This window comes from Chromatiales bacterium 21-64-14, assembly GCA_002255365.1.
Taxonomy (GTDB): domain Bacteria; phylum Pseudomonadota; class Gammaproteobacteria; order 21-64-14; family 21-64-14; genus 21-64-14.
The window spans coordinates 264,599-283,475 of record NCBI01000001.1 but is presented as its reverse complement, the minus strand read 5'-3'; the positions used below and the strand labels follow the sequence as shown (position 1 = coordinate 283,475).

Here is an 18,877-nt window from a genome sequence, read left to right as displayed (position 1 = left end):
CGCGTGAGCCGGACCGGCTGGGGCAGCATCGGGTTGGTGGCAAGTCCAAGCGCAGGGAGCGGATGTGGTGTTGGTCTATCCTCCAAAATCGTTTCTGAAGCTGATCCTGATCGGCTTCGTGTTCATCACCCTCCCGCTGATTATCGCCTTGGTCTTGGCGGCTATCGACGTGGAGAAGCTTGCGGACCAAAGTCAACACGCGATCTACCAAGCGGTACGGATCACTCAGTACAGCCGTGCGCTGGTGGAGCAGATCCCAGAGATGGAACGCAGTGCGCGCCAGTCCATGGTGTTGGACGACCCGACACTTTTCAAGGGCTATGCCGAACGCCACAAGAAGTTTCAGGAGACCGCCCGGAGCCTGGCCCAGCTACCGTTGGGCGACCCCCAGAAGGCGCAACTCTCCGCCCTGATGGTCCGGGAGAGTCGCCTCTTTTCCGGTATCCAGACCCACGCATTCCGGAACCAGGGCAGTGAGAGCCAGGTGGCCGGCGAATTCACCGCGCTGGCGGATCTCGCGCGGACCATTCTGCTGGAAAGCAGCCGGTTGATCGACCATGAGGTCGATATTCTGCAACGTGAGGCGACGCAGGCTAGGGGTTTGTTTCTGTGGGCCGCCGTGGCTTTCGTTCCTGCGGCGGTGATCTTTGCGGTGGTATTTGCAATCCTGATCTCAAAGCCGATCCGCCAGATCGATCAAGCGATCCGGCGGCTGGGAGACGGGGAGTTCGGAGTGGCCGTGGAGGTTGGAGGTCCGCAGGATCTTCGCTACCTGGGCCAACGTCTGGATTGGCTGCGCGAGCGCTTGGTGGAGCTGGAAGGAGAGAAAAACCGATTTGTCCGCAACGTGTCCCACGAACTCAAGACGCCGCTGACCGCGATCCGTGAGAGCGCGGAGCTGCTGAATGACGAGGTGGTCGGGGAGCTCAACGGTGCACAGCGGGACATCATAGGGATACTGCGTGACAACAGCCTATCCCTGCAGCGCTTGATTGAGAGCCTGCTCACCTTTGGTCTTGTGCACCTGCGCCAGCCAGCCTTGAGCCTGCGGCCTGTGGACCTGCCCCGGATCATCGGTCAGGTGGCCAATAACCACAAGCCGGCCATGCTCGCAAAGGCCATCCGTTTAGTGACGGAGCTCGACACGGTTCAGGTGCAGGGCGATGAAGACAAGCTGCGAACCATCGTTGACAATGTAGTGTCGAACGCGGTCAAGTACTCACCCGCCGAAGGTGTGATTCATATAGGCTTGACCTGCTCCGGAGACGCGGCGGTTCTGGATGTCATCGACGGTGGGCCCGGGGTCGAGCCGGGAGACTGGACGCGGGTATTCGATGCGTTCTACCAGGGGCGCGCTGCCCATGATGGGCGTATCAAGGGTACCGGGCTGGGCCTGGCGATCGCGCGGGAGTGCGTCATGGCCCATGGTGGAGCGATCCACTTGGTGGAGTGCCCCGCGGGGGGCGCGCACTTTCGCGTGACGATTCCCATATGTCAGAAACAGGATGCAGCATGAGGCACAGTGTCGTTGGGCTGTTACTTCTGGCGGCGGTGTGCGGCCCACTGATCGGTGGTTGCAGCGCGATCGGTGGTCTGTACGGTCACGGGACCGGTTCCGCGTGGGCCGCGATCCCGGGCACCAGCGACCGAGGCGCCGACTCGGTGGCGGAGCTGCTGGCCTATGTCGAGGAATTGCAGCAGATGTCCCCTCAGCAACTCGATGTGGAATTTCACAGCGCCAAGGAACGCTTTGTCCGCACGCCGGATGGATCGAGCCGGCTTCGTCTGGTGGTCCTGTTGACCTTGCCCGATGCCCCGTTCCATGATGATGATCGTGCGATCGGCTTACTGAACGGGTACCTGGATGCGCCTGCGGGGGAACCGGCGGCGATGCGGAACTTCGCCGCTTTCCTGCGGCGTATGATCAAGCGGCACCAGGCGGAGGCGGCGAACCTCAGCGCGGAACAACAGCGCAGCGACCTTCTTCAGCGGAAGATAGATGAAATCAAGAGTATCGAAAAGAGTATCAATGACCGTGGCAAACCGTCGGTTCCGGAGTTGAAATGACTACTGAGGGCGCCAGGATACTGGTGGTGGACGACGATGCCGATCTTCTGCGCCTGTTGTCGATCCGGCTGCAGTCGGTGGGTTATCAGGTGACGATCGCGGAGAGCGCGGAGCAGGCCCTGGCGTCCCTCGAGGTGGCTCGGCCGCAGGTGGTCATCACCGATCTGAGGATGGACGGGATGGACGGGCTCGCACTGTTCGACGCGGTCCACGGCAAGAACCCCGCGCTGCCCGTTATTATCCTGACGGCCCACGGGTCGATTCCCGAGGCGGTAGCGGCCCCAAGGCGCTCGAGTTGTCCGGCTACGGCGGAATGGGCGTGGAAGGCGCAGCGGATAACGCCTGGCGCCGAGCCATCATAACCCGCAGCCCGCTGGTGGAGGATCTGCTGACGCAGGCCCGCATGGTCGCGGACAGCGACGCCAGTGTGTGCATCTACGGTGATAGCGGGACTGGAAAAGAGTTGTTGGCGCGTGCGATCCACGGCGCGAGCCCGCGCCGTTCAATGCCGTTCGTAGCCGTCAACTGCAGTGCGATCCCGGATACCTTGCTCGAATCCGAACTCTTTGGGCACGCCAAGGGTGCCTTCACCGGCGCGACCCGCGATCACCAAGGCTTGTTCAAAGCCGCACATCGGGGCACCCTGCTGCTGGACGAAATCGGCGACATGCCCTTGGCCTTGCAGGCTAAGCTGCTGCGGGTGTTGCAGGAGCGACAGGTGCGCCCGGTAGGATCCACCGAGACGATTCCGGTGGATGTGCGGGTGATTTCCGCGACGCACCGGGATCTGCGCAAGGAGATGGCTGAGTGCAACTTCCGCGAGGATCTCTATTACCGATTGAACGTCGTCTCCCTGGAGATCCCCCCTCTCGCCGCGCGGCGCGAGGATATCCCGCTGCTCGCCGCACATTTTCTCAAGACGCTTTCCGAGAAATACAAGAAAAAGGCCCACAGTTTCTCACCGGAGGCGATCGAAACCCTGGTGGCGGCCCCCTGGCCGGGCAACGTCCGTCAGTTGTTGAATGTGGTGGAACAGTGCGTCGCCCTGTCCGCGACCCCGGTGATCTCGGCGCCCTTGGTCCAGAAGGCCTTGCGGGAGGATCCCACCGAACTGCCCTCGTTTGTGGATGCCCGTAACCAGTTCGAACGCGAATACCTCGCACGGTTGCTTAAGATCACCAGCGGGAACGTGAGCCAGGCGGCACGGCTGGCCCGTCGTAACCGCACCGAGTTCTATCGGCTCCTGCATCGCCACCGGCTGGATCCTGCGGAGTTCAAACCCGCCCGTTGATCGCCCCGATTTTGTCGCCCATAGGCGACGGATAAACATCATGGTTTTCAATGGACTAAACCTTAAAGCTCGCTTACCTGTCGGGTTGAAGCGACGATTACGGGCCGGATGGGCCCCCGATTATGTAGGTACTTCACTGATTATGCTTAGGTTATTTCTCCTGGTACAAACCTTGCTTTGACCCTTCCGTGACGCGGCCCTATGCCGCGCATGGCCCCCGGGAGACCGGGGTCGCTGAGCGGTTCTTCCGTAGCGTCCTCAGGAGTAAGCCACGATGAAATGGGGAATGTGGGTTGTATTGCCGATGGTGTTGGGTGCCGGTTCGGCGCTGGCTGTTCAGCCGGTGCCAGCATCGGGAACTTACGCGGATTCCACCCTGGAGCAGCCGTCCCAGGCTCAGGATCCCCAAGATCAGGTGGCACCCCAAGAGCAGACAGCTCCCGAAGCTGGGCACGGAGCCGAGCAGGAGCCCGATCAATCTGGGCCGGTGAGCACAGGCGACGGGGACGGCGAAGGACAGGAATAAATCCGGGCCACTCGGAATGGAATCCGGATCGACAGGGACGTACAGGTCCCGCCCGCGGCGCGCGGCAGCCGCCGCGGGTGGGATGGTCCAGGGCATGTCTCCGCAACTGAGGAGCGTTATGAAATGGCAATTAAACGGGCAGTAGCCGTAGCGATGATATCCGTTCTCCCCTTGGTCCTATCCGGATGTGGGGACCACGGCGGCAGTGGGTCGACCGCGCCGGAAGAAGGTTCCGCTGGCGGCGCGCCCTCCAGCGATGCACCCGCGGCACGGACTCAGGTGCCCGCAACGCTGCCGAGTCTTCCCCCGCAGCAGCCGGGTTCCGGCGCCACGCCGGCGCCCACCAGCCCTCAAGCTCAGCCCGGCTCCTCGCCAGCCAACAATCCTTAGTGGCGGTTTCGTGACGCGACCGGGCTCGGGCGCCACCCCGGTCAGGCGCGTCCCGGGACGCGGATCCTGCGGTGCACAGCCCCAGGCGGGTGAGACGTGGTCATCTCCGTGCGGTCCAGCCCGTGATAGCACAGGAATCCCTTGCCGGCAGTGCCCTGGAGCCGTACAGTAAGCGGTGTTTTATGGCCGTCCTGTCGACTCACTCCTAGCCGTGCGTGACACTGAACTGTCCAGTTCCGCGAGCATGTTCGTCTGGCCGGTGCGGGTCTACTACGAAGATACCGACGCTGGTGGTGTCGTATACTACGCCAACTATCTGAAGTTTCTGGAGCGGGCGCGCACGGAGTGGCTACGCAGCCTTGGGTTCGAGCAGGATAGGCTCAGAGAGCAGGAAGGAATCATCTTCGCGGTGCGCTCCATCCAAGTGGAATTTCACAAGCCGGCTCGTTTCAACGAGCGTCTCGGCGTGACGGTGCAGCCGCTACGGTGCAAGCCCGCCAGTATCCTGCTGGCACAGAGTGTGCTGCAGGGTGCGGCGCAACGCCTGTTGTGCCGTGGCACCGTCAAGATCGCATGTCTGAACGCTGATTCCTTCATTCCCCGCGCGCTACCGCGTCGTTTGGTTGCGGAGATTCCCAGTGACTAGCGATCTTTCCATCTTCCATCTGGTAATGGGTGCAAGCCTGTTGGTGAAGGCGGTACTCCTGGCGCTGCTGTTGGCCTCGATGTTTTCCTGGACCGTGATCCTGCAGAAACGCAAGATCCTGAAACGCGCTCGGGTGGCCGCGGACGCGTTCGAAGATCGATTCTGGTCCGGCAGCGACCTGGGCGCGATCTACCAGCAACTCGGGCGCCGCAGCCACGAACTTACCGGTATGGAGCGCATATTTGAGGCCGGTTTCAAGGAATTTGTCCGGCTGCGCAAACAGGCGGGGGCGGAATCGCGCGCAGTAGTGGAGGGCGCCCAGCGCGCCATGCGCGTAGTCCTGTCCCGCGAGGTGGATGAACTGGAAACGCACCTCCCGTTCCTCGCGACCGTGGGTTCCACCAGTCCCTATGTCGGGTTGTTCGGCACGGTCTGGGGTATTATGAACTCCTTCCAGGCCCTGGGCGGGGTTCAGCAGGCCACCATTGCCCATGTGGCCCCTGGCATCTCCGAGGCCCTGGTGGCGACCGCCATGGGCCTGTTCGCCGCCATCCCTGCGGTGATCGCCTACAACCGTTATTCCACCGCGTTGGATCGGCTGGTCAACCGCTACGACAACTTCATGGAAGAGTTCTCCACCATACTCCAGCGCCATGCACTGAGCCCGCGCCCCGAGGTGCCGGCCCGCGCCCCGGGCATTACCCAGGCGGCGGAACAGGCGTAGGGAAACCCGTTGCCCGAAGGGCCCGATTGCCGATGACCCAATCCCACAGGCGGCGTAGAAGGTTGATGTCCGACATCAACGTCGTGCCGTATATCGACGTGATGCTGGTGCTGCTGGTGATCTTCATGATCACCGCACCGCTGCTCACCCAAGGGGTGAAGGTCGACCTGCCCCAGGCGGCCGCACAGGCCTTGCCCCCCGACGCGAAGGAACCCCTGGTGGTGACGGTGGACGCACAGGGGCAGTACTTTCTGAACGTCGGCGATTATCCGGATAAGCCGGTCACGGTGGAGACCCTGGTCAACCGGGTCGCTGCGGTCCTCAAGTTCCGTCCCGGCACGAAGGTGATGATGCGTGCCGACGCGCACGTGGACTACGGCAAGGTGGTTACCGCCATGGCCCTTCTACAGGACGCGGGGGTCCCCAGTGTCGGGCTGGTGACCGAGCCGCCCCCCGCGCGCTGAGCATGTGGCAGGCGCTGCGCAAAGATCCTGGTTCGCTGGTGGGTGCCGTGTTGATCCACGGACTCCTGCTCGGGCTGCTGGTCGTCAGTCTGCAGCACGTCGCCCGGATTCAGCCGGCGGGTACCGTGGGGCCGAAAGTGATCCAGGCCGTCGCGGTGGATTCCGCTACGGTCAACCGGGAAGTCGAACGCCTGCAGAAGGCCGACAAGGCAAAGGCCGCCCAACGTCAGCGGCTGGAGGCCGAGGCGCGCGCGCTTAAGAAGCAGCGCGACGCGGAAGCCCGGCGGGTCGAGGCCTTGAAGCACCAGCGTGCGGTCGAGGAACGGCAACGCAAGGCGGACGCCGCCAAGCTCAAGATTCAGCAGCAGGCCGAGGCGCAGCGGCTGGCGAAGCTCAAGCAGCAGGCCCTCGAGTTGCAGAAAAAGAAGGAACAGGAGCAGCAACGCTTGGCGCAGCTCCAAGCTCAGCGCAAGAAACAGGAAGCGGAGAAACAGCGTGCCGCCGCTGAGGCCCGTAAGCGTCAGCAGGCAGCCGAGAAGGCGTTGCAAGCCCAAGTAGCCGCGGAACAGCACCAAGTCCAAGCGGCACAGGCGCGCCAGGTGCAGAGCACGGTCGACCACTATGTGCAGATCATCCAGAATCAGGTGGAACGTAACTGGCTACGCCCCCCGGGCTCCGCGTCGGGTTTGTCCTGTACCGTGGAGGTTCAGTTGATCCCGAGTGGCGACGTGGTGGGCGTGCGGATCGCGCAGAGTAGCGGCGACCCGGTGTTCGACCGCTCCGTGGAGACCGCGGTACGCAAGGCGTCGCCGCTGCCCTTGCCGCCCGATTCCACACTCTTCAACCAATTTCGGGATCTGACTTTTGTATTCAGCCCGGAACAGCAGGGAGCCGCGCCTTGACCTCACTGTCTCGTGTCCTTTCGGCGGCGCTGCTGCTGATGTGTGCGCTTCCGGCCTGGGGTGGGCTTACGATCCAGATCACCCGCGGGGCCCAAGGGGCGGTTCCCATCGCTGTGGTCCCGTTTGCCTGGAGCGGCACGGCACCCGCACCGCCTCAGGACATCAGCGCGATCGTCAGCGCGGATCTGGCCCGCAGCGGCCGCTTCGAGCCTTTGGCCAGCGCGAATCTGATCGCCCACCCCACTACGCCATCCCAGGTCAACCTGCAAAGCTGGCGGGTGCTCGGGGTGAACAACCTTGTGATCGGGCAGGTGCAGGCGCTCGCCAACGGTCAGTTCCAGGTGGAGTTCTATCTCTACGACGTGTATCAGTCCCAGCCCCAGTCCCAACTGCTGGGGCAGCGTTTCACGGTAAGCGCCGCCAAGTTGCGCGATACCGCTCACCATATCAGCGACCTGATCTACCAACAGTTGACCGGCGAGCGTGGTGCCTTCGACACCCGGATCGCCTATGTCACCGTATCCGGGCCCCTCAAGTCCCGGCAATACGCACTGCAGGTGGCGGACTCCGACGGCTACAATGCGCGGACCATACTGCGTTCGTCCCAACCGCTGATGTCCCCCGCCTGGTCGCCGGACGGGACCCACCTTGCGTATGTATCGTTCGAGAGCGGGCGGCCGCAGATCTTCAGCCAGGATTTGGCCACCGGCGCGCGGCGGGTGCTTACGTCCTTCTCGGGGATCAATGGGGCGCCCGCCTGGTCCCCGGACGGGCGCCAGCTTGCGGTCACCCTGTCCCGCAACGGCAACCCCGACATCTACGTGTTGGACCTGGCCTCCGGCCGGGTGCGGCGCGTCACGCACAATCCCGCGATCGATACCGAGGCTGCCTGGTCACCCGACGGACGCGAGCTGGTGTTTACCTCGGATCGCGGCGGTTCCCCGCAGATCTACCGGATTCCGGCGCAGGGGGGCGAGGCCCGCCGGGTTACCTTTGAGGGCAACTACAACGCGCGTGCATCTTTCTCGCCGGATGGCACACGCATCGCTATGGTGCACCGCGAGCAGGGCAAGTACCGGATCGCGGTGCTCGATCTGAAGACGGGTGTGCTCCAGGTGGTGAGCGATGGGAGCATGGATGAGTCCCCTAGTTTCGCCCCCAACGGGCGTATGATTCTGTACTCGACGGAGTATCATAATCGGCGGGTCTTGGCGACGGTTACCGTCGACGGCCATGCAGGTCAGCGGTTGGTGTCCCAGGAGGGCGACGTTCAGGAGCCGGCATGGGCTCCGTATGCTGCCCGTTAGTACCGGTGGGAGGCGGAGGGGGCCCGATCCCGACCGAGGCATGTGTATTTCGATTCTGTTTTTGAGCATCCAAACTTAGGAGAAGGGTAATGCGCAAGACGATGACGACGCTGCTGATGGGGGTAGTGGCCGCCGTGTTTCTGACCGCCTGCGCGAGCACGGGTGGTTCTGGAGGCCAGGAAGGAGCGGGTGCGGCGGGTGGTGCGGGCGGCGCTGCAAGTGGCGCGGAGGCGTATCCCGCGGGCGGCTCCGGCGGTGTGCAGGGTCAGGGTCTGGCGGGGCAGGCCGGACTGATGGCCAAGCGCACCATATATTTCGCTTTCGACAAGAGCACTGTAAAGCCAGAATACCGGGATATCATCGCGGCCCATGCGGCTTACCTGTCGGCCCACCCGAAGCTCACGGTGACCCTGGAGGGTAACACCGACGAGCGGGGCAGCCGCGAATATAATATTGGTCTGGGCGAGCGCCGCGCTGAAGCGGTGAAGCAGATGCTGCTGGTGCAAGGGGTCGCGGCCAACCAGGTCCACACCATCAGCTATGGAGAGGAACGCCCGGTATGCACCGCCCATGACGAGTCCTGCTGGCGATTGAACCGCCGGGTGGACATCGTTTATTCGGGGCAGTGATCTCATGCCCGGACGGATCCCGCGACGCTTGGGGATAGTCACAGCGGCGCTGGGCATCGCGGTGGTCACGGGGTTCGGCTCCGTGGCCACCGCCCAGTCCCAGAATCAACTGTCCCTGGGACAGCGGGTACAACGTTTGGAGCGGATCGTCAACGGCCCGGGCTTGGTCGATCTATTGAGCCAGGTCCAGACGCTGCAGCAACAGGTGCAGCAGATCAACGGACGTCAGGAGGAACTGGGCCACCAGTTGGATGATCTGCAACGGCGCCAGCGGGACCTCTACTTGGACATCGACCGGCGCCTGCGGCAGCTCGAGGTGAAGGCCGGAGTGGTGGCGCCGGGGTCGACCCTGGTACCGGGCCCGGGCACGGCGTCCGGCGCCGCCGTCGGTGCTGCGGGAGCTGCGGGAGCTGCCGGTGCCGTGGGTGCCGTGGGTGCCACTGGTGCCACTGGTGCCACTGGTGCTGTGGGTGCTACGGGCGCCACAGGTACTGCGTCGGGCACGACCTCTGTGCCCGGCACCGCGGCGGCGGCCCCCCAGGCGACGAGCGCTGTCAGCGCCGGCTCCGATGGTGTGGCGACACTACAGATGCAGTCCCAGTATGAGAACGCCCTCGCGCTGCTGCGGGAGGGGAAATACCCGGAGGCGGACCAGGCGTTCCGCGCGTTTCTGGCCGCCCATCCGGATAGCAGTTACGCCGACAACGCCGAGTACTGGTTGGGGGAGGCGAACTACGTCCGGGGTCGTTACGATCCCGCATTACAGGCGTTCCGCAAGGTGGCGCAGCGGTATCCCAAGAGCCCCAAGGTTCCCGATGCGCTGCTCAAGGTCGGCTACATCCAGTACGACCTCAAGCAGTGGAAGGAAGCGCGGGAAGTATTGACCGGGATACGGAGCCGCTACCCGGATAGCACCGCGGCGCGTCTCGCCGGACAGCGGCTGGAACGAATGCGCCAGGAGGGGCATTGAGCGACGCCACTACCGGGGCGGGGCTGAAACCGGTAGTGTAGGAGTTCGCCATGGCGGCTGAGGTCCTCGAACGGGGTGCGGCGCGCACCGCGCCGGGCCTGCGCATCACTGAAATCTTCTTCTCCCTCCAGGGGGAAACACGCACCGTGGGTTGGCCCACTGTGTTTGTCCGCTTGACAGGTTGCCCCCTGCGTTGCCACTACTGTGACACCGCCTATGCCTTCCGTGGCGGACGTTGGATGGCGCTGGAGGGGGTACTCCAGGAGGTGGCCGGCTACCGCCCGCGTTACGTGACGGTGACCGGGGGGGAACCCCTGGCGCAACGCGCCTGCCGGCCGCTGCTGGAGGGTTTGTGCGATGCGGGTTACGAAGTCTCTCTGGAGACCAGTGGGGCGTTGCCGGTGACGTCCCTGGATCCGCGCGTCGTCAAGGTATTGGATCTCAAGACCCCGGGCTCCGGCGAATGTCACCGTAACCGCTATGCCAATCTGACGCTCCTCACAGAGCAGGACCACGTGAAGTTCGTGCTCTGCGACCGGGGGGACTACGAATGGGCACGGGGGCAGGTGGAGTATCATCGCCTCGCGGGGCGTTGCGAGGTGCTGTTTTCTCCCAGCCACGGCGCATTGGCCCCGGGCCTGCTGGCAGACTGGATCCTGGCGGACCGGCTGCCGGTCCGTCTCCAGATCCAACTCCATAAATACCTCTGGGGAGACGTGCCGGGCCGGTAACCGGCCACCTGGCCGCCACGCGTGAAACACTACACCACCATGTCGGAGTGGCCATGACCGTTGCGCGTGGGGATTCATCGTCAGGGGGCGGGCGTCCGGCGGTGGTGCTGCTGTCAGGGGGTCTGGATTCCGCCACGACCTTGGCCCTCGCCCGCGAGCAGGGCTACTCGTGCCATGCCCTGAGCCTGGATTATGGCCAGCGTCAGGTGGCGGAACTGGAGGCGGCGCAGCGGGTGGCTCACTCCCTGGGGGCCACCAGCCACAAGGTCATCCGGATCGATCTGGGAGCGATCGGGGGGTCGGCGCTGACGGATCCCGGGATCCCAGTTCCCGAATCCCCCGGAGAAGGGATCCCGGTCACTTACGTTCCGGCCCGCAATACGATTTTTCTGGCCCTTGCCCTGGGGTGGGCGGAGGTCCTGGGGGGCTTGGACCTGTTCATCGGGGTCAACGCGGTGGACTATTCCGGCTATCCGGACTGTCGACCGGAGTACATCGCGGCCTTCGAGGCCCTGGCCCGGCTCGCCACTCGTGCCGGTGTCGAAGGCGGCCAGTTTCGGGTCCGTGCGCCCCTGATTCAGTGGTCCAAGGCAGAGATCATCCGTGCGGGGTTGCGCCTTGGGGTGGACTACGGGCTCACGGTCTCCTGCTATTCTGCTGATACCCAGGGCCGTGCCTGTGGTGTCTGCGACGCCTGCCGATTCCGGGCCACAGGCTTTCGGGCCGCCGGAGTGCCGGACCCCACCCCATACCAGAGCCGCTGAAGCGGGGCCTAGCCGCTGGAACCGGCGGATTCCACCGGGGGTTCGGTGGATTCCGGCTCCCGCACGGCGTGGATCCTGACCCCCACGGGCCCGGGTATCGTTGGATAGGCTGGGGCACGACCGGGCCGACCTTGAGTCCGTGGACGGATGTGCGGGAACGGGCGGGAAATAATCGCCCCCCCAATAGCGTCCTTAAGGTGCGTCGGGTTCCACAATTCACCCCAGGTTGCCGCCAGGAGACACCATGGACCACCTTTCCATTACACATCAGGTATTGCTCGCCGTTTTTCTGATCGCCGCGGTGATGGGTGCGGTGGCCTACAAGACCAATTTCTGCACCATGGGCGCGGTTTCCGACTGGGTCAACATGAACGACCGGGGGCGTCTGGGCGCGTGGCTGTTCGCCATCGTGCTCGCGATTGTCGGGGTGCTGATCCTGGAAGGCGTCGGGGTCGCCAAGTTCAATTCCACCCTGCCGCCTTACCGCACCGCGAACTTCGCAGTCCTGCGCTACATAGTTGGCGGCTTCTTGTTCGGCATCGGGATGACCCTGGGCAGCGGGTGCAGCTTCCGCACCATGGTGCGCGCCGGGGCCGGCAACGTGAAATCCGTGATGGTGCTCGTGATGATCGGCATCTTTTCCTATCTGATGACCCAGACCGTGTTCTATGAAAAGCTTTTCTACGGCTGGGTGAGCGCTACCACCGTGGATCTGGCGGCACGGGGAATCCCGAACCAGGATCTCGGGCAGATCGTGGGGGGCGTATTGAGGGTAGGGCACGGGGGCGCGCTGGAGACTTGGATTGGGGCACTGGTGGCCCTCGTGCTGCTGGTGGTGATATTGCGCTGGGCGGATTTTCGCAGCCGCTTCGACAACATCCTCAGCGGTGCGGTCGTGGGCTTGGGGGTGGTGGCTGCATGGTATGTCACCGCCGGGCCTATGGGCCGCGCTTGGCAGGACGCCGTGGCGTTCATGGACATGCCGCCCAAGGGCGTAGGTGCACAATCTTTCACCTTTGTGAATCCCACCGGCGAAACTCTGGCCTATCTGATGCATCCGGGGAATACTCGACTGGTCACTTTCGGTGTGATCGCCCTGGCGGGGGTGGTGGCCGGATCGCTGGTCTATTCAGTGGTCACCCGGAAGTTCCGCCTGGAGTGGTTCCACTCGGTAACTGACTTTGTCCGTCACATGATCGGCGGGGCGCTGATGGGGATCGGTGGCGTGCTCGGCATGGGGTGCACCATTGGCCAGGGCGTTACCGGCGTATCCACCCTCGCGCTGGGGTCGATCCTGGCTTTCCTGTCGATTATTTTTGGCAGCGCGCTGACCATGAAGGTCGAGTACTACCGTTTGGTCTACGAGCAGGAGGCCAGCTTCCTGGCGGCGCTGCTGAGTTCGCTGGTGGACCTGCGCCTGCTGCCCCGTAGTTTGCGCCGGCTGGAAGCGATTTGAGGCCCCATCCGCTTCGCTGCCGGTGATCCGCCGGCAGCGGCCTCGAACCTGACCGCGCCCCACGGTCCGTTGGACCATGGGGCGGTTTTACCCCCGCCGTTTACCTCAACCGGTAGGCCTCCTCCCATTCATGCGGGCATTTGATCCCGGTGCTGGCGCACCGAGGTCTGCATTCAGGAAATTACCAGCCCGGCCGATACATCGCGTTGACGGGATGTTGTGTCCGTTGCGCCCGGTTGGGGACCCCACGCAAGTGGCCACGGCGCTGGTCCATGGACGGTTCCATACACACGACCGCAGCTATACAGGTGGTCCATGGATCCACAAGCCCTGGCCCTGGCGCACCGGGTCATCTGGATCGGCTTCGTGCTGGCCACGGTGTTTGGGGCCGTGGCAGCACGCACTGATTTCTGCGCCCTCGGTGCGGTCTACGACGCCCTGAAGCTCAAGCGTTGGGGGCGCATGCGCGCCTATTTTCTGGCCATCGCTATCGCGGTGATCGGCGCCAACCTCCTGGACCTTTCCGGCACTGTGGACTTGGCACGCTCGATCTACCCGGTGGCCCAACTGCACTGGTTGTCTAACCTGGTAGGAGGCCTGCTGTTCGGGATCGGGATGGTCTACGCGATGGGTTGCGCCCACCGCAGCCTGGTACGCGTGGGAGGCGGTAGCCTGCGGGCCCTGGTGATCCTCCTGGTCATGGGCATCTCCGGGTACATGACGCTGCGGGGTTTGTTCGGACAATGGCGTGTGAGCTACCTGGACCCGGTGTCCATTGACCTCACTCAGTATGGAATCGGAGGCCAGGATCTAGCCTCCCTGTTTGCCGGGACCCTCGGTTTTGACCACTATCAGCTGCAGGCGTTGTTCACCGTGATCGTTGCGGGGGGCTTCCTCTTCTTTGTCTTCCGGGACCGGAATTTCGTTCGGGATTCCAGGAATATGCTCGGGGGTGTCGGCGTGGGCCTGCTGGTGGTGGCGGCCTGGTACGTGACCGGCCACTTGGCCTTCTATAATGATGGCCTGGAGACGCATTACCTGACCGGCGGCGCTGGGCACCCGGGTTCCTACACGTTTGTGGCGCCGGTCGCCCGTACCCTGGAATGGCTGATGCTCTATACCGACGCGTCCATGAAGATCAGCTTCGGCATCGTGAGTGCGCTGGGGGTGGTGTTCGGTTCGTTTCTGTGGTCCCAGTACTCCCGGACCTTCCGCTGGGAAGGGTTCAGGAGTGTGGCAGATCTTCGCAACGCCCTGCTGGCCGGTGTATTCATGGGCTTCGGAGGCGTGACAGGTATGGGCTGCACCATCGGCCAGGGGATCACCGGCGTTTCTACACTGGCCGTGGGATCCATGATCACCTTGGCCGGCATCCTGCTGGGCGCGGTCCTGATGTACCGGGTGCCCGTGTGGTGGGCCGTATACCGGATGAACCGTGAAGACCTTTGGGAGGACGTACTCACCCTGATGAAGCGGTGAACGGCGCCAGGCACCGCGGCGGTGTCCGGGGCCCAGGAACCGGCATTGCCCCCGGCGGAAGGTCGGTGAGAAACACTACACTGGACGCCAGCACCGCCCGCGGCCGCACTCCAGCCCATCGCCAGGGTCGGACGCCCGGTCCGGAGGTAGGTCTTCCCTAGGCCCGGCCGCCCCCCGGTGGACGGTGTGCGTCCCAAACGTCCGGGCGCTTGCCATTGCCTCCTGGAACCGTATCATGGCACCCTCTTCGTTAGCGGGCCGTTAGCTCAGCTGGTAGAGCACCGGACTTTTAATCCGTGTGTCGCAGGTTCGAACCCTGCACGGCCCACCAGTTTCCGGTCACTGCGGTTGCCTTGGGTTTACGTCGCGTATCCGTGGTTGCCGGTGATGTTTTTCAGCTTGGGTTGATCCACTCCCTTCACGTCGATGACTTTCTGGTCCTTCATGTACTCGCTTACCACTTCCCAGATCGCCTGACCCTCCAGCGGCCGGGTGACGTTGGCCCACCCGGCGACGCTGTATTTGCGATGGGCATCGATGGGTTTCCCGTCCAGTTCCATGTCGGAAATCCGGTGCCCGATGTCGGCCGTGGGGTCCATCGTATAGTGCATGCCTCCGACCCGGATCATGTCGCCGCCCTGTTGGTAATATGGATCCCGGTTGAAGAGATTGTCGGCGATGTCCTCAAGGATCCCCTTGATCTGAGTGCCAGTGAAAAGATTGCGTGTCACCACTGGATAGGTGATCGCCGTCTGTGACAACAGCTGTTCCATGGTGACGGTCTCCCCTGGCAGGACCGAAATTCCCCAACGGAAGCCTGGGGAGAACGCGATCTGCGTCGATTTTACGGTCCGCAGCGCGTCACAGATGACCTGGTCGAAGGTTCCGTTGAAGTTGCCGCGCCGGTAGAGGAGATCGTGGGTCGTGGCCAGGGGCTCGTTCAGCTTGGCCTCGTAGGGGGCGCGTACCTTCTCGATGTAGGCACTCATCGCGGGGTCCGCGGGCAACAGGTTGGAAAACACCGGTAGGAGCTTGAACTGGTACCCCTGCACCCGGCCATTGCGCACATCCAGATCGAGCACGCCCAGGAATTTCCCGTTGGAACCGGCGTTGATCACCAGGGTTTTCCCACCCGCGTTTCCGACCTCCACCGCCCGTGGCACCGCATCGTGGGTGTGCCCGCCCATGATGGCGTCGATGCCGCGGATCCGGCTCGCCAGTTTGAGGTCCACGTCCATGCCGTTGTGGGACAGCAGAATGACCGCTTGTGCCCCTTTCCCACGCGCTTGGTTGACCATCTTTTGCATCCGGTCTTCGCGGATGCCAAAACGCCAGTCCGGGATCATGTAGCGCGGGTTGGCGATTGGCGTGAAGGGGAAAGCCTGGCCGATGATCGCTACCGGCACGCCATTCATTTCCCGGATGATGTAGGGCTCGAACACCGCATCGCCCCACTGGTTGTCTACGATGTTTTGGGCCAAGAAGTGGATCTTACCCTTCAGCTGCTTGTCCACGATCTCCTTGACCCGGTCGGCGCCGTAGGTGAATTCCCAGTGGCCGGTCGTAACATCCACGCCGAGTTGGAGCTGTGCGCCCACCATGTCCTGCCCGCGGGTCCATAGCGAGGTGGCGGACCCTTGCCACGTGTCACCGCCGTCCAACAACAGCGCCCCGGGGCGTTGGGCGCGCAAACGCTTGACGAGGGTTGCCAGATGGGCAAACCCGCCCAGGGCGCCGTACTTGTGGGCTGCCGCTACGAAATCCAGATAGGTGTAGGCATGGGCGTTACGGGACCCGGACGGTACCCCGTAGTATTTGAGGAACCACTCGCCGACCAGGTGTGGGGGGTGGTTCTTCATGGTACCCACACCGAGATTGACGTTGGGTTCACGGAAATACACCGGTAGCAACTGGGCGTGACAGTCGGTGAAGTGCAGCACTGACACGTTTCCGAACGGACGGAGTTCGTAGGGATCCGTGGGATCCTTGGAGAGCAGTCCACCTGGTCGGCCGGGACTTCCGCAACCACTCAGAGGTATGCCCGCGGCGCTCGCGATGGCCAGCAGCCGCAGAAACTCTCGGCGTGACAGATGCATGGTGGGTCTCCCGGTGTTGGGTTTTGAACCGCGGGTGCTTGGGCCCCGCGGCGTGAATTCAGCCGAAGTAGACGCCTGACTGGGTGGAATTCTTCCCTATCTATAGTGGCCGTAGGCAATGCAACTAGGCCAGGCAGGGACCCGGCCCGCCGCAGCGGGCCGGGTTCGACTAGGCAGGGCCTACGGTCTGGCACCAGGGCCTGCGATCGGCAGGCCGTTGCTCAAGTAAGTCAGAAAGTATTCCAGATCGCGGTATTCCCGGCTTTGCAAGGGAAACGGCTTGGCCCGAACCTGCTTGTTGCATCCGACGAATCGCCGTTGCAGCGTGCCCATGTCGCCCCACTTAGTGCGGTAGGTCGGCCAATGAGTGGCCTGACCCAGCGCGGGACTCAGGACATTGGTGCGCAACCTTCTCCCAGCGTTCTCCACATGGCAGCCCGCGCAACTGAAGTTCAGCTGGCCGCGGCGCGCATAGTAGAATTCCTTGCCGCGCTCGTAGGCCGCCAGGGCCCGGGGGTCATCGCTCGGCACAGTGATGTGCACCTTCTTACCCTTGCTCGTCTCTTCCAGGTACGTGAGGATGTAGGCGAGGTCCCCTTTGCCGTAGGCCAGGGGCTTCTCTCCGTTGGCCTCCCGGCACCAGTTCAGCACCAGGGCGAGGGTAACCACCTCGCCACGCGCGCGGTCCCAGCGTGGGTAGTGGTTCGCGATCCCGATACCCCGGTTAGGCAGGCACTGGGCATAGGTTTTCCCGTTCTTGAAAGGCGTGTTGAACAGCTGCTTTCCTTGCTGGATGTACGGCAAATATGGTGGAAAGACCTTGATCTGCTCCCAGTTCTCCCGGAGGGTCGGGTCGATGGCATAGGTGCCGTTGTCGTAGTCGGAGAGCTTCAGGCCGGGGAACCGTTGCTGAAAGAATTCCACCAACGCCTTGCGGTCATGTTCCGGACCGGCCTGGGCCAGTGCCGGCACCGCTCCCAACACTGCCAAGACGGCGACCAGTGCCAGCCGTGTCACAAAGCCGCCGGATACGGATGTTGTCACCTGCTGCATCATAGGCCCCCAGTTGCTAATCCTTCGGTCCGAAATTCTGGATCGTGTTCTGCAGCGTGTCGCTCTCGCCCTTGTTGTCGACCCAGCTGATCTTCAGGGTATCCTGCGGTTTCACTCCCTTGATATTGAATGAGAGGTACGGGTTCTTCGCAATGGCGATGCTCCAGTCGGCGGTCAGCACCGTCTTGCCGTTGATATCACAGGTCACCGTCTTGATGAAATGCGCCGGGATTATTTTCCCGGTTGCCTTGTTCTTTACCAGACCCGTATCCATGGGGTGACGGATCAGCATGCGGACGACCGTCTTGTCCCCTTCGCTATTCGTTCTAACCATAATCGTTCCCATCTCTGGATTCCTCTATAGTATGTTCAGTATGTTCGCGTTTCGATGTCGGGCCGTGGCTGATGACGATCAGCCGCCGCAGCCCCCGATGGTGACCTTGACCTGCTTCTTGTGGCTGTATAGCTTGCCGTTCGCCTTGACCACGGCAATCACGTCGGCGGTCTTTCCCATCTTGAGGCGCATGGCGATGTCCGGCTCCACGTTTTCACTGAACGTGTACGTGGCGCTGAGAGGATGGGGATTCTTGGACGCCAATACGCTGATGGATTGCACACCGGTGAGCGTCGTGGAGACCTTTACGGGGACCGACGCGCCGTTGTCGGCGATGGTCGGCGCCTCGATGGTGACGTTGCTGCTCGTGGCAGGCGTCGCGCCACCGAACAGGGACTTCATCGCCACGCCCACGGTGTCGGCGTCGAAGGCCGAAGCGGGCCAAGCCGCCGCCAGGACCATGCGCGGGACCATGGTACCGGCGCATGCGGCGGCGCCCGCCGTCAACACACCCCTCAGGAAGACTCTGCGTTTCATGCTATTCACGTTCGTGTTACCTCCAAGTTTAAAGGTGTTGATTCGAAATCCCCTTTACAAAGACTGAATGAAGGCCGCAACCTCGTCGATTTCTTTGCCGGTTAGGATCTTGTTACGGCCGAAGGGGGGCATGACGGTGGTTGGGTGGTTGACGGTCGCATCCCAGATCTGCGCACGCAATTTTGCGATGTCCGGATAGCGCTGCTTCATATTGACCAGTGGTGGTCCGATGTTGCCCGGATACTCGCCGCCCGCGATGACGTGACAGGCCAGGCAGTTACCCTTCTGACGGTCGAAGGCGAGCTTCTTGCCCGCGGCGATCATGGCACTTTCCCGGGTCCCGGCGCCGTAGGCCGTCGGCGGGGCGAGCCCGAGTACGAGTCCACTGGCCAGCACGGCTGCGAAACCCGCCACTGCGATCCATGGGGTGTTGCCCGCCCGTTGTGTCATACCCATGATGGTCATGCGTTTTTTGTCTCCATGCGGTTGCGAACACAGCTATCCGCCCGCC

The 18,877-nt window shown here is 63.2% G+C and carries 19 protein-coding genes, 1 tRNA gene and 1 pseudogene; 16 read left to right on the top strand and 5 right to left on the bottom strand.

The features are described from left to right. The first annotated feature begins 64 nt into the window (after window positions 1-64). The 16 genes and pseudogenes from B7Z66_01275 (at window position 65) to B7Z66_01200 (ending at window position 14,677) form a co-directional block, all read left to right on the top strand. The gene (locus tag B7Z66_01275; protein ID OYV78213.1) at window positions 65-1,516 is read left to right on the top strand and encodes a hypothetical protein; all 1,452 of its coding nucleotides are present in this window, start codon (window positions 65-67) and stop codon (window positions 1,514-1,516) included. Beyond that, window positions 1,513-2,067 carry a hypothetical protein gene (locus B7Z66_01270; protein ID OYV78212.1) on the top strand — a complete coding sequence of 185 codons (555 nt, stop codon included), beginning with the start codon at window positions 1,513-1,515 and terminating at the stop codon, window positions 2,065-2,067. The genes B7Z66_01275 and B7Z66_01270 overlap by 4 nt, the downstream gene beginning before the upstream one ends. Beyond that, a pseudogene (locus B7Z66_01265) lies at window positions 2,064-3,358 on the top strand (two-component system response regulator GlrR). Before B7Z66_01270 ends, B7Z66_01265 begins: the two are co-directional and overlap by 4 nt. Before the next feature lie 274 nt (window positions 3,359-3,632). Then, complete coding sequence (locus B7Z66_01260; GenBank protein OYV78211.1) at window positions 3,633-3,884, top strand: hypothetical protein; 252 nt, start codon at window positions 3,633-3,635, stop codon at window positions 3,882-3,884. A 634-nt stretch (window positions 3,885-4,518) separates the two neighbouring features. Continuing rightward, window positions 4,519-4,920, top strand: coding sequence for a tol-pal system-associated acyl-CoA thioesterase (locus tag B7Z66_01255; GenBank protein OYV78210.1), 402 nt, complete (start codon window positions 4,519-4,521; stop codon window positions 4,918-4,920). Continuing rightward, window positions 4,913-5,644 carry a protein TolQ gene (locus B7Z66_01250; GenBank protein ID OYV78209.1) on the top strand — a complete coding sequence of 244 codons (732 nt, stop codon included), beginning with the start codon at window positions 4,913-4,915 and terminating at the stop codon, window positions 5,642-5,644. Before B7Z66_01255 ends, B7Z66_01250 begins: the two co-directional genes overlap by 8 nt. A 65-nt stretch (window positions 5,645-5,709) precedes the next feature. Next, entirely contained in the window at window positions 5,710-6,108 is a 399-nt protein-coding gene (locus B7Z66_01245) for a protein TolR (GenBank protein OYV78208.1), read from the top strand. Between the two features lie 2 nt (window positions 6,109-6,110). Beyond that, complete coding sequence (locus tag B7Z66_01240) at window positions 6,111-7,010, top strand: protein TolA (protein ID OYV78207.1); 900 nt, start codon at window positions 6,111-6,113, stop codon at window positions 7,008-7,010. A gap of 38 nt (window positions 7,011-7,048) precedes the next feature. Next, window positions 7,049-8,317: a Tol-Pal system beta propeller repeat protein TolB gene (locus B7Z66_01235; protein ID OYV78386.1), complete on the top strand. Its 1,269-nt coding sequence runs from the start codon at window positions 7,049-7,051 to the stop codon at window positions 8,315-8,317. Between the two features lie 101 nt (window positions 8,318-8,418). Beyond that, window positions 8,419-8,946: a peptidoglycan-associated lipoprotein gene (locus B7Z66_01230; protein ID OYV78385.1), complete on the top strand. Its 528-nt coding sequence runs from the start codon at window positions 8,419-8,421 to the stop codon at window positions 8,944-8,946. Between the two features lie 4 nt (window positions 8,947-8,950). Further along, on the top strand, window positions 8,951-9,916 hold the full coding sequence (locus tag B7Z66_01225; GenBank protein OYV78206.1) for a tol-pal system protein YbgF: 966 nt from the start codon (window positions 8,951-8,953) through the stop codon (window positions 9,914-9,916). Between the two features lie 50 nt (window positions 9,917-9,966). Continuing rightward, on the top strand, window positions 9,967-10,647 hold the full coding sequence (locus tag B7Z66_01220) for a 7-carboxy-7-deazaguanine synthase QueE (protein ID OYV78205.1): 681 nt from the start codon (window positions 9,967-9,969) through the stop codon (window positions 10,645-10,647). 53 nt (window positions 10,648-10,700) lie between these two features. Beyond that, entirely contained in the window at window positions 10,701-11,411 is a 711-nt protein-coding gene (locus B7Z66_01215; protein OYV78204.1) for a 7-cyano-7-deazaguanine synthase QueC, read from the top strand. A 244-nt stretch (window positions 11,412-11,655) separates the two neighbouring features. Next, complete coding sequence (locus B7Z66_01210; protein ID OYV78203.1) at window positions 11,656-12,867, top strand: hypothetical protein; 1,212 nt, start codon at window positions 11,656-11,658, stop codon at window positions 12,865-12,867. A gap of 315 nt (window positions 12,868-13,182) precedes the next feature. Then, complete coding sequence (locus B7Z66_01205; protein OYV78202.1) at window positions 13,183-14,346, top strand: hypothetical protein; 1,164 nt, start codon at window positions 13,183-13,185, stop codon at window positions 14,344-14,346. 255 nt (window positions 14,347-14,601) lie between these two features. Then, a tRNA-Lys gene (locus B7Z66_01200) sits at window positions 14,602-14,677 on the top strand. A 28-nt stretch (window positions 14,678-14,705) separates the two neighbouring features. Here B7Z66_01200 and B7Z66_01195 read toward each other — a convergent pair. The 5 genes from B7Z66_01195 to B7Z66_01175 form a co-directional block, all read right to left on the bottom strand. Continuing rightward, complete coding sequence (locus B7Z66_01195) at window positions 14,706-16,436, bottom strand: thiosulfohydrolase SoxB (GenBank protein OYV78384.1); 1,731 nt, start codon at window positions 16,434-16,436, stop codon at window positions 14,706-14,708. A 186-nt stretch (window positions 16,437-16,622) separates the two neighbouring features. After that, on the bottom strand, window positions 16,623-17,498 hold the full coding sequence (locus B7Z66_01190) for a sulfur oxidation c-type cytochrome SoxA (protein OYV78201.1): 876 nt from the start codon (window positions 17,496-17,498) through the stop codon (window positions 16,623-16,625). Window positions 17,499-17,511: 13 nt separating this feature from the next. Further along, a complete protein-coding gene (locus B7Z66_01185; GenBank protein OYV78200.1) occupies window positions 17,512-17,841 on the bottom strand; it encodes a thiosulfate oxidation carrier complex protein SoxZ in 330 nt (109 codons plus the stop codon). Window positions 17,842-17,907: 66 nt separating this feature from the next. Beyond that, window positions 17,908-18,366 (bottom strand): thiosulfate oxidation carrier protein SoxY, encoded by a 459-nt coding sequence (locus tag B7Z66_01180; protein OYV78199.1) that lies wholly within the window; start codon window positions 18,364-18,366, stop codon window positions 17,908-17,910. 54 nt (window positions 18,367-18,420) lie between these two features. Next, complete coding sequence (locus B7Z66_01175) at window positions 18,421-18,816, bottom strand: sulfur oxidation c-type cytochrome SoxX (protein OYV78383.1); 396 nt, start codon at window positions 18,814-18,816, stop codon at window positions 18,421-18,423. Window positions 18,817-18,877 lie beyond the last annotated feature (61 nt).

Excerpts from the sequence above, each read along its gene's own strand:
- B7Z66_01180 (OYV78199.1), bottom strand. The coding sequence starts at position 18,366 with ATGAAACGCAGAGTCTTCCTGAGGGGTGTGTTGACGGCGGGCGCCGCC.
- B7Z66_01240 (OYV78207.1), top strand. The coding sequence starts at position 6,111 with ATGTGGCAGGCGCTGCGCAAAGATCCTGGTTCGCTGGTGGGTGCCGTG.
- B7Z66_01225 (OYV78206.1), top strand. The coding sequence starts at position 8,951 with ATGCCCGGACGGATCCCGCGACGCTTGGGGATAGTCACAGCGGCGCTG.
- B7Z66_01220 (OYV78205.1), top strand. The coding sequence starts at position 9,967 with ATGGCGGCTGAGGTCCTCGAACGGGGTGCGGCGCGCACCGCGCCGGGC.
- B7Z66_01230 (OYV78385.1), top strand. The coding sequence starts at position 8,419 with ATGACGACGCTGCTGATGGGGGTAGTGGCCGCCGTGTTTCTGACCGCC.
- B7Z66_01270 (OYV78212.1), top strand. The coding sequence starts at position 1,513 with ATGAGGCACAGTGTCGTTGGGCTGTTACTTCTGGCGGCGGTGTGCGGC.
- B7Z66_01190 (OYV78201.1), bottom strand. The coding sequence starts at position 17,498 with ATGATGCAGCAGGTGACAACATCCGTATCCGGCGGCTTTGTGACACGG.
- B7Z66_01175 (OYV78383.1), bottom strand. The coding sequence starts at position 18,816 with ATGACACAACGGGCGGGCAACACCCCATGGATCGCAGTGGCGGGTTTC.
- B7Z66_01215 (OYV78204.1), top strand. The coding sequence starts at position 10,701 with ATGACCGTTGCGCGTGGGGATTCATCGTCAGGGGGCGGGCGTCCGGCG.
- B7Z66_01210 (OYV78203.1), top strand. The coding sequence starts at position 11,656 with ATGGACCACCTTTCCATTACACATCAGGTATTGCTCGCCGTTTTTCTG.
- B7Z66_01255 (OYV78210.1), top strand. The coding sequence starts at position 4,519 with ATGTTCGTCTGGCCGGTGCGGGTCTACTACGAAGATACCGACGCTGGT.
- B7Z66_01205 (OYV78202.1), top strand. The coding sequence starts at position 13,183 with ATGGATCCACAAGCCCTGGCCCTGGCGCACCGGGTCATCTGGATCGGC.
- B7Z66_01185 (OYV78200.1), bottom strand. The coding sequence starts at position 17,841 with ATGGGAACGATTATGGTTAGAACGAATAGCGAAGGGGACAAGACGGTC.
- B7Z66_01260 (OYV78211.1), top strand. The coding sequence starts at position 3,633 with ATGAAATGGGGAATGTGGGTTGTATTGCCGATGGTGTTGGGTGCCGGT.
- B7Z66_01235 (OYV78386.1), top strand. The coding sequence starts at position 7,049 with ATGTGTGCGCTTCCGGCCTGGGGTGGGCTTACGATCCAGATCACCCGC.
- B7Z66_01245 (OYV78208.1), top strand. The coding sequence starts at position 5,710 with ATGTCCGACATCAACGTCGTGCCGTATATCGACGTGATGCTGGTGCTG.